The 6,949-nt window shown below is 64.8% G+C and carries 12 protein-coding genes; 8 read left to right on the top strand and 4 right to left on the bottom strand.

Annotated elements, in window-relative coordinates:
* Positions 1 to 218 precede the first annotated feature (218 nt).
* The 3 genes from ACN4F8_RS08050 (at position 219) to ACN4F8_RS08040 (ending at position 1,337) form a co-directional block, all read left to right on the top strand.
* Positions 219 to 626: a phage holin family protein gene (locus ACN4F8_RS08050; RefSeq protein ID WP_159604845.1), complete on the top strand. Its 408-nt coding sequence runs from the start codon at positions 219 to 221 to the stop codon at positions 624 to 626.
* A gap of 68 nt (positions 627 to 694) precedes the next feature.
* The gene (locus ACN4F8_RS08045) at positions 695 to 1,003 is read left to right on the top strand and encodes a nucleotidyltransferase family protein (protein WP_419473078.1); all 309 of its coding nucleotides are present in this window, start codon (positions 695 to 697) and stop codon (positions 1,001 to 1,003) included.
* Positions 993 to 1,337, top strand: a complete 345-nt coding sequence (locus ACN4F8_RS08040; protein ID WP_419473077.1) for a DUF86 domain-containing protein — start codon at positions 993 to 995, stop codon at positions 1,335 to 1,337. The genes ACN4F8_RS08045 and ACN4F8_RS08040 overlap by 11 nt, the downstream gene beginning before the upstream one ends.
* A gap of 30 nt (positions 1,338 to 1,367) precedes the next feature.
* On the opposite strand, the gene ACN4F8_RS08035 is transcribed toward ACN4F8_RS08040, so the two are convergent.
* Positions 1,368 to 1,772 (bottom strand): RidA family protein, encoded by a 405-nt coding sequence (locus tag ACN4F8_RS08035; RefSeq protein ID WP_419473076.1) that lies wholly within the window; start codon positions 1,770 to 1,772, stop codon positions 1,368 to 1,370.
* Positions 1,773 to 1,897: 125 nt separating this feature from the next.
* Between ACN4F8_RS08035 and ACN4F8_RS08030 the strand changes: the two genes are divergently transcribed.
* From ACN4F8_RS08030 to ACN4F8_RS08015, 4 genes are all read left to right on the top strand, one after another.
* Positions 1,898 to 2,833, top strand: coding sequence for a LysR family transcriptional regulator (locus tag ACN4F8_RS08030; RefSeq protein ID WP_419473075.1), 936 nt, complete (start codon positions 1,898 to 1,900; stop codon positions 2,831 to 2,833).
* Positions 2,834 to 3,046: 213 nt separating this feature from the next.
* Positions 3,047 to 3,664, top strand: a complete 618-nt coding sequence (locus ACN4F8_RS08025) for a nucleotidyltransferase domain-containing protein (protein ID WP_419473074.1) — start codon at positions 3,047 to 3,049, stop codon at positions 3,662 to 3,664.
* A gap of 44 nt (positions 3,665 to 3,708) precedes the next feature.
* A complete protein-coding gene (locus tag ACN4F8_RS08020; RefSeq protein ID WP_419473073.1) occupies positions 3,709 to 4,047 on the top strand; it encodes a hypothetical protein in 339 nt (112 codons plus the stop codon).
* Positions 4,048 to 4,374, top strand: a complete 327-nt coding sequence (locus ACN4F8_RS08015) for a hypothetical protein (protein ID WP_419473072.1) — start codon at positions 4,048 to 4,050, stop codon at positions 4,372 to 4,374. It abuts the gene before it with no gap.
* Positions 4,375 to 4,380: 6 nt separating this feature from the next.
* Here the strand turns inward: ACN4F8_RS08015 and pcp are convergent, their stop codons facing one another.
* Positions 4,381 to 5,022 (bottom strand): pyroglutamyl-peptidase I, encoded by a 642-nt coding sequence (gene pcp, locus ACN4F8_RS08010; protein WP_419473071.1) that lies wholly within the window; start codon positions 5,020 to 5,022, stop codon positions 4,381 to 4,383.
* Positions 5,023 to 5,039: 17 nt separating this feature from the next.
* Positions 5,040 to 5,588, bottom strand: coding sequence for a pseudouridine synthase (locus tag ACN4F8_RS08005; RefSeq protein ID WP_419473070.1), 549 nt, complete (start codon positions 5,586 to 5,588; stop codon positions 5,040 to 5,042).
* 126 nt (positions 5,589 to 5,714) lie between these two features.
* On the opposite strand from ACN4F8_RS08005, the gene ACN4F8_RS08000 reads away from it, so the two are divergent.
* Entirely contained in the window at positions 5,715 to 6,161 is a 447-nt protein-coding gene (locus tag ACN4F8_RS08000) for an SRPBCC family protein (RefSeq protein ID WP_419473069.1), read from the top strand.
* Here ACN4F8_RS08000 and ACN4F8_RS07995 read toward each other — a convergent pair.
* Positions 6,127 to 6,927 carry a tRNA-uridine aminocarboxypropyltransferase gene (locus tag ACN4F8_RS07995; protein ID WP_419473068.1) on the bottom strand — a complete coding sequence of 267 codons (801 nt, stop codon included), beginning with the start codon at positions 6,925 to 6,927 and terminating at the stop codon, positions 6,127 to 6,129. The two genes, ACN4F8_RS08000 and ACN4F8_RS07995, sit on opposite strands and share 35 nt — an antisense overlap.
* Between the last annotated feature and the right edge of the window lie 22 nt (positions 6,928 to 6,949).

The following is a 6,949-nucleotide window of genomic DNA, read 5'->3' as shown; positions in this document are numbered from 1 at the left end:
TTGAACTAATCGCCATACTCTTTGTCTCGGCACGGAAAGTCATTCGAAATACCAGACCTCAAATAACTGCGACAAACCCTAACAACGGCAAAGCAGATACTTCGGATGAGAAAACCTCGTAGAACATGTCAACTCGCTGTGCAGTAAGCCAAATCCAAATCTCGGCTTCGACCCGTACGCTTAAGTTGCGCAGTACACCCATACAAACAAGAAGTTAAATGCTCGCCAACCTCACCCCCTTCCTCCTCCACTGGGCCATCACCGCCCTCGCCCTGTGGGTGGCGAGCCATTTGTTCAAGGGCATCCGGTTCGGCAGCACCTCGGCGCTGGTGGTCTCGGCCCTGCTGCTGGGGTTGGCCAATGCGGTGGTGAGGCCGCTGCTGGTGGTGCTCACGCTGCCCTTGACGCTGCTGAGCTTTGGCCTGTTCCTGCTGGTGATCAACGCGCTGATGCTGTTGCTGGTGGCCAAGCTGGTGGACGGCTTCAAGGTCGACGGGTTCTGGACGGCGTTCTGGGCCAGCCTGTTCATCTCGCTGCTCAGCCTGGTGCTCGGCGCCTTCGTGCTGGGCGGCTCGCCCGACTTCACCATCGAGACCAGCCCGGCGCCGGGGTCGGTGTGGCTGTGAGGTTTGGGCGCAGCAGCTTGATGCCCCGCCATTGCTGACCAGCGCGGCCCGTCGATACACTCGGCTCCATGCACCCCGCTATCGCCCAACACCGCTCAGGCATCGCTGCCATCTGCCAGCGCCACGGCATTCGCCGGCTGGAGGTGTTTGGGTCGGCTGCACGGGCCGATGACTTCAACCCCGACAGCAGCGACGCAGACTTTCTGGTGGAGTTCGCCCCTGGCGTCCACCCCGATCTGAGTTCCTTCTTTGGCGCCAAGTCAGATCTGGAACAGTTGCTCGGCCGGGGTGTGGACTTGGTGGAACCCGGCGCGGTGCGCAACCCCTACGTGCTGGCCAACATCAACCGCAACCGCGAAGCCATCTATGCAGCGTGATCCGCGCGCTTTCCTGTGGGACGTGCGCGAAGCGGCATTGGCCATTCAGTCGTTCACGTCAGGGATGGAAGTAACCGACTATGTGGGCAGCGAACTGGTCCAGGCGGCCGTGGAGCGCAAATTCGAAGTGATCGGGGAAGCGCTGAACCAGTTGGCCAAACTGGATCAGTCGCTGGCGGCGCAGATTGCAGACCTGCCGCAGATCGTGGCCTTTCGCAACCAACTCATTCACGGCTACGCCACGGTCAACCCGACCACGGTTTGGAATATCGCTCAGAACGCACTTCCCGACTTGATCAAGGCGGTTCAGGGCTTGCTGGACGTTTTGGCGTAAAGCTGGGCGGCTCGCCCGACTTCAGGTAGATCAGGCTTCCCTGGCCTCCGGCAGCTTCGCAGTCACCTTGATCTCGAAATCAAAGCCGTAGAGCCAGGTCACGCCCACGCCGGTGAGTGTGGGGTACGGTGCGTCGCCCCAGTGTTTGGTGAGCTCTGTCCAGATGGTTTCAAACTTGGGCTCGGGATCGACGATGAACACGGTCACGTCGACCACGTCTTTGAACGTGCAGCCAGCGGCCGAGAGGATGGCGTTCAGGTTGTCGAACGCAAGCCGCACCTGGGCTTGCAGATCGGGTTCGGGCGACCCATCGGGGCGGCTGCCCACTTGGCCTGAGACGAACAGGAATCCGTTGGAGCGGATCGCGGGCGAGTAGCGGTTCTTTTCATACAGCGCCTGGCGCCCGGCCGGAAAAACAACGTCACGTGCAGACATGGAAGACCTCTTGAGAGTGGTGGGGATGGGTGGACTCTAGGCACCGGCGGCCCGGGGATAAACAGGCAAGTCGCACAATGACTGTTTGAGATTTCCAAACAATCAACCCGGCGCGAGGAACTGCGATGGACCGTTTCGACGCACTGCAAGCCTTTGCCCGCGTGGTGGAAGCCGGCAGCTTCACCAAGGCGGCGCAGACGCTGCACATGAGCAAAACCACCGTGACGCAGCTGGTGCAACAGCTTGAAGCGCGGCTGCGCGTGAAGCTGCTGAACCGCACCACGCGGCAAGTGAAGATCACCGCCGATGGCGCCGCTTACTACGAGCGCGTGGTGCGCCTGCTGGCCGACCTGGAAGACGCGGACACCAGCCTCTCCAGCGCGCTGGCCGCCCCCAAAGGCCGGCTGCGGGTGGACGTGCCCAGCCCGTTGGCCCGCATGATCCTGATGCCGGCCCTGCCAGCCTTTCACGCGCGCTACCCCGAGATCCAGCTGCACATGGGTGTGAGCGACCGGGTGGTGGACCTGATCGGCGACAACGTGGACTGCGTGCTGCGCGGCGGCGAAGTGACCGACCCATCGCTGGTGGTGCGCCACGTGGGCGACCTGCAGCTCGGCGTGTACGCCGCGCCCAGCTACCTGCAACGCGCGGGCACACCACAGCACCCGAGCGAACTCGACGACACGGACCACCGCACCGTGGGGTTCATGCGTTCACGCAGCGGCAAGGTGGCGCCCATCGTCATGCGGCGCGATGGCGAACACCTGGAAGTGCAAGGCCGCTGCGTGGTGGCCGTGGACGACGGCAACGCCTACCTCGCGGCCGGCGTGGCGGGCATGGGCGTTCTGTGGCTGCCGCAGTACATGGCCCAAGCCCACGCAGCGCGCGGCGAGCTGGTGCCGCTGTTCGACGGCTGGCAGTTCGACCCGATGCCGATGTACGTGGCTTTCCCACCCAACCGGCATGTGAGTGCGAAACTGCGGGCCTTCATCAACTGGGTGGTGGAACTGATGGCGGTGCACGCGCCGCTGGCTTCACGGCCGGTGAAACCCAACGCTTGACCAGCACCATGGACGCATTCGATTTCGTTTGGCAATTTTTCACTCTTCGTCATCGAACCCGAATCGCTGCGCTTTGTTGCCGGCTTCGGGCGGGCGATGTCGTTGGTGGGTGAGCCCCTGCGCGAGGTGTTGCGCGGCGACGGTGCTCGTGTGGCTGGATGTTGTGCTCCACCGATAAACCCCAAATAAGGTATCATCAGACCCAATTTGGGTATGAAAACGAACACGCCTCTCCCCTCCGGCACGGCCGACGCCTTGTTTCCCAAGGTCCGGCAGCGGGTGCTGGCCGTCCTGTTTGGCGCGCCAGACCGCAGCTACTACGCCAATGAGTTGATCGCCATCGCGCAGTCGGGCACGGGCGCTGTGCAGCGCGAACTCGCGGGGCTGTGCGATGCCGGCCTCATCACCGCGCGCAAACAGGGCAACCAGAAGCACTACCAGGCCAACGCAGCTTCTCCGGTGTTTACCGAACTGCGAGGGCTGGTGCTCAAGACCATGGGGCTGGGCGATGTGTTGCGTGCCGCGCTGGCGCCCATGGCGCCAGCGATCCAACTGGCCTTTGTGTTTGGCTCCATGGCCAGCCAGCAAGACACTGCGCAAAGCGACGTGGACCTGTTGATCGTGAGTCCCAGTCTGCGCTATGGGGAGGTGTTTGGCGCACTGGAAGCCGCCAGCCAAACGCTGGGGCGCACGGTGAACCCCACGATCTATACCCCCGAGGAGTTTGAGCGACGTGCTGCCCAAGACAATGCGTTCGTCACACGTGTGATGCAACAGCCCAAGATATGGCTGATCGGCGAGGAGGAGCCGACCCATGACACAACCACTTGAAAACTTGAGCGGTCCCGGCTGGGCCCTGAAAGCCGAGGCACAGGATGACAACGAAACGGCAACGCACCGGTACAGCAAGGTTGGCAGATGCGCGCAACGCCGCGCTGGCGCTGGAAAGTCGTTTCGACCTGGCCTACAACGCGGCTCATGCCCTGTGCCTGGCGGCCTTGCGCCGCAAAGGCTATCGAGCGAGCAACCGCTACATCGTCTTTCAGGTGCTGCCCCACACGCTGGGTCTGGGGCCAGAGGTGTGGCGCGTGCTGGACCTGTGCCACAACAAACGCAACCTCGGCGAATACGAGGGATTGATGGAAGTGGACGAGCGCCTGGTGACCGATCTGATCGCGGCGGCAGAGCGGGTTGCAAAGGCCTTGAACGCGTAGATGGCACGCCGCCCCCACCACCACGTCTACGTGATCGAGCTGTCCAAAGACGTGCTGCTCGAGCCCCGCTTCCGCAAGAACAACCCAGGCTATGTGGACGGCAAGCCGTGTGTGTACGTGGGCATGACCGGGCTGGACCCGGATGTGCGGTTTGACAAGCACAAGGCGGGCATCCAGTCGAACGCGTATGTGATGAAGTACGGGCTGCGGCTGCTGCCCGATCTGTACGAGGGCTTCAACCCGATGAAGTACGCGGACGCGGTGAACAAGGAGATCGAGGTCGGCATCGACCTGCGCTCGGCGGGCTTCGGGGTCTGGCAGGCCTGAGGCCGCTCAGTTCGTGGTGCCAGCGCCCAGCGCGGTGTCTCTCTCCACCTGCAGCGCGCAGCGCACCGCCAGCCGCAAACCGCTCACGATGTCCTCAAGCGCCATGCTCGGCGTGCCTTGCTCCGGCAGCCAGGGCACATGAATGAAACCGCCGCGCGTTTGCTTCAAAGCGCGCTGCGTGGCCAGCGCGTGCATCAATCCGTAGAACACGTGGTTGCAGACAAAGGTGCCGGCGGTCTGTGACACCTCGGCGGCCATGCCTTCTTGCTGCAACGCGGCCAGCATGGCCTTGATGGGCAGCGTGGTGAAGTACGCAGCTGGCGCGCCCTGTTTCACGGCGGTGTCCACCGGTTGGGCGCCCGCGTTGTCTGGCGTGGGTGCATCGTTCACGTTGATGGCCACGCGCTCAAGCGACAGTGCCCTGCGCCCACCGGCCTGGCCCAGGCAGACCACCAGCGCGGGCTGGTGTTGTTTCAGCAGCGCTGTCAGCACCGTGAGCGATGTGTCGAACACCGTGGGCAGCTGTGCGGCCACCACGGTATGCCCGAGGATCTGGCGGCCGTGCAGCGCTCGCGCGGCGAGCCAGCTGGGGTTGAGCGTGGCACCGCCGAACGCATCAAAACCGGTGAGCAGGATCTTCTTCGTCATGGTTCGATGCGTCGAAGTCAACCGCGCAGGGCGCCGGGCGCGAGGTCTTGCAGCGCATGCGGCCCGATGGCGGCGCGAATCAGGCGCAGCGTGGGGTGGCCCACGGCGGCGGTCATGCGGCGCACCTGGCGGTTGCGCCCCTCCGTGATCACCAGTTCGATCCAGCTGGTGGGGATGGACTGGCGAAAGCGAACGGGTGGGTCGCGCTCCCAGAGCGGTGAGGGTTCGGCCATGCTGCGGGCGCGGGCTGGCCGGGTGGGGCCGTCGTTGAGCTGCACACCCTGGCGCAGCGATGCGAGCGCAACCTCGTCGGGCACGCCTTCCACCTGCACCCAGTAGGTTTTCTCCATTTTGTGGCGCGGGTCGCTGATGCGGGCTTGCAACTGGCCGTCGTTGGTGAGCAGCAGCAGGCCTTCGCTGTCGGCATCGAGCCGGCCGGCCACGTACACGCCGGGAATGTCGATGAAGTCCTTGAGGCCGCGCCAGCGTCCCTCGGGGGTGAACTGGCTCAACACGCCGTAAGGTTTGTTGAAACAGATCAAGCGGGAGGCGGGCACTGACACCATGGCGGGCAGCTTAGCACCGGCCATGCAGCGCACTGGCTGAGAACGGGCCACCGTCTTCGTCGCACCGCGGTGGACACACACGGCCCGTCCGTCGCAACATCTCACACCGTTTGAAAGGACTCCCCCATGACCACCGGCACCGTCACCTTGCACCGTGTTTTGCCCGCCCCGCCCGAGCGCGTGTACCGCGCCTTTCTCGACCCCGACGCCATGGCCAAGTGGCTGCCACCGCACGGCTTCACCGGGCGGGTGTTGCAGATGGACGCGCGCGTGGGCGGCGGCTACCGCATGCAGTTCACCAATTTCAGCAGCGGCCAGGTCATGGCGTTTGGCGGCCGGTACCTGGAGCTGGTGCCCAATGAGCGCATCGTCAACACCGACGCGTTTGACGACCCCAACCTCCCTGGCGAGATGCGCAACGTCATCACGCTCAAGGCGGTGTCGGTGGGCACCGAACTCACGGTGGTGCAGTCGGGCATCCCGGCCGCCATTCCCCTTGAGGCGTGTTACCTCGGCTGGCAGGAGTCTTTGCAGTTGCTCATGCTGCTGGTGTCGGCCGAGGTTCCGGGCTGAGCGCACCCAGGGCCAGCAGCCGCTGGTGCGCCTCGGTCTCGCGGTCGAGCACCACGCTGCGTTTGGCGCTGAGGTAGTGCGTGGTGAACACATCGAGCCAGGCCGCCAGGCTCTCGGCGGCGTGCGTTTCACCGGCCAGCGCCAGACACAGCGCCGCCACTTCCGAGGTGCAAAAGTGGCTCTCGCGCGCCGAGCGGCGCAGCCGGTAGTTGGACACCTCGTCCGGGTGCAGGCTGAGCACCGGCAGGTGGTCCAGGTAAGGGCTTTTGCGGAACATCTTGCGGGCCTCGGACCAGGTGCCGTCAAGCAGCACGAACAGGGGCTTCCTGCGCGCTGCCCCGGCGGGCGGCAGCGCGGTCACCACCCGCTCGGGCGGCACGAACTCGCCCGGAAACACCAGCACGGGCTGCCACTGGCTGTCGGCCAGCAAGGCAAGCAGGCCGGCGTCCACCGCGGTGCGGGACCAGCCAAAGGCCCAGGTGTCGGTGACCACGTCGGCCACCAGCCAGCCGGTGTTGCTGGGTTTGAGCGCTTCGATGTCGCCCATGACCAGGCACATGCCGGCGCGCGTGGGCAGTTGCGGCCGCAGGGCACACACGCAGTGGCTGGCAATGAGGCGGCAGCCCGCGCAGCGCCCACCCCCCGAGCCCCGCGCCACGAACGGCTTGGCGCTGGCGGCCAGGCGGCTGGTGCGCAGCCGTTGAACCGCGTGCTGGGTGGCGTGGCAAGGGTCGGTCGCGGTTGGCGGGGTTGTCACAAAGGTCATGGCAGGACTGTAGGCGCTGGCC

Origin of the sequence: Hydrogenophaga sp. (genome assembly GCF_048549895.1) — a bacterium.
In the GTDB taxonomy this organism is placed as follows: domain Bacteria; phylum Pseudomonadota; class Gammaproteobacteria; order Burkholderiales; family Burkholderiaceae_C; genus Hydrogenophaga.
Note: the sequence above shows the minus strand (reverse complement) of the source record. Positions and strands in the feature narration are given on the sequence as shown.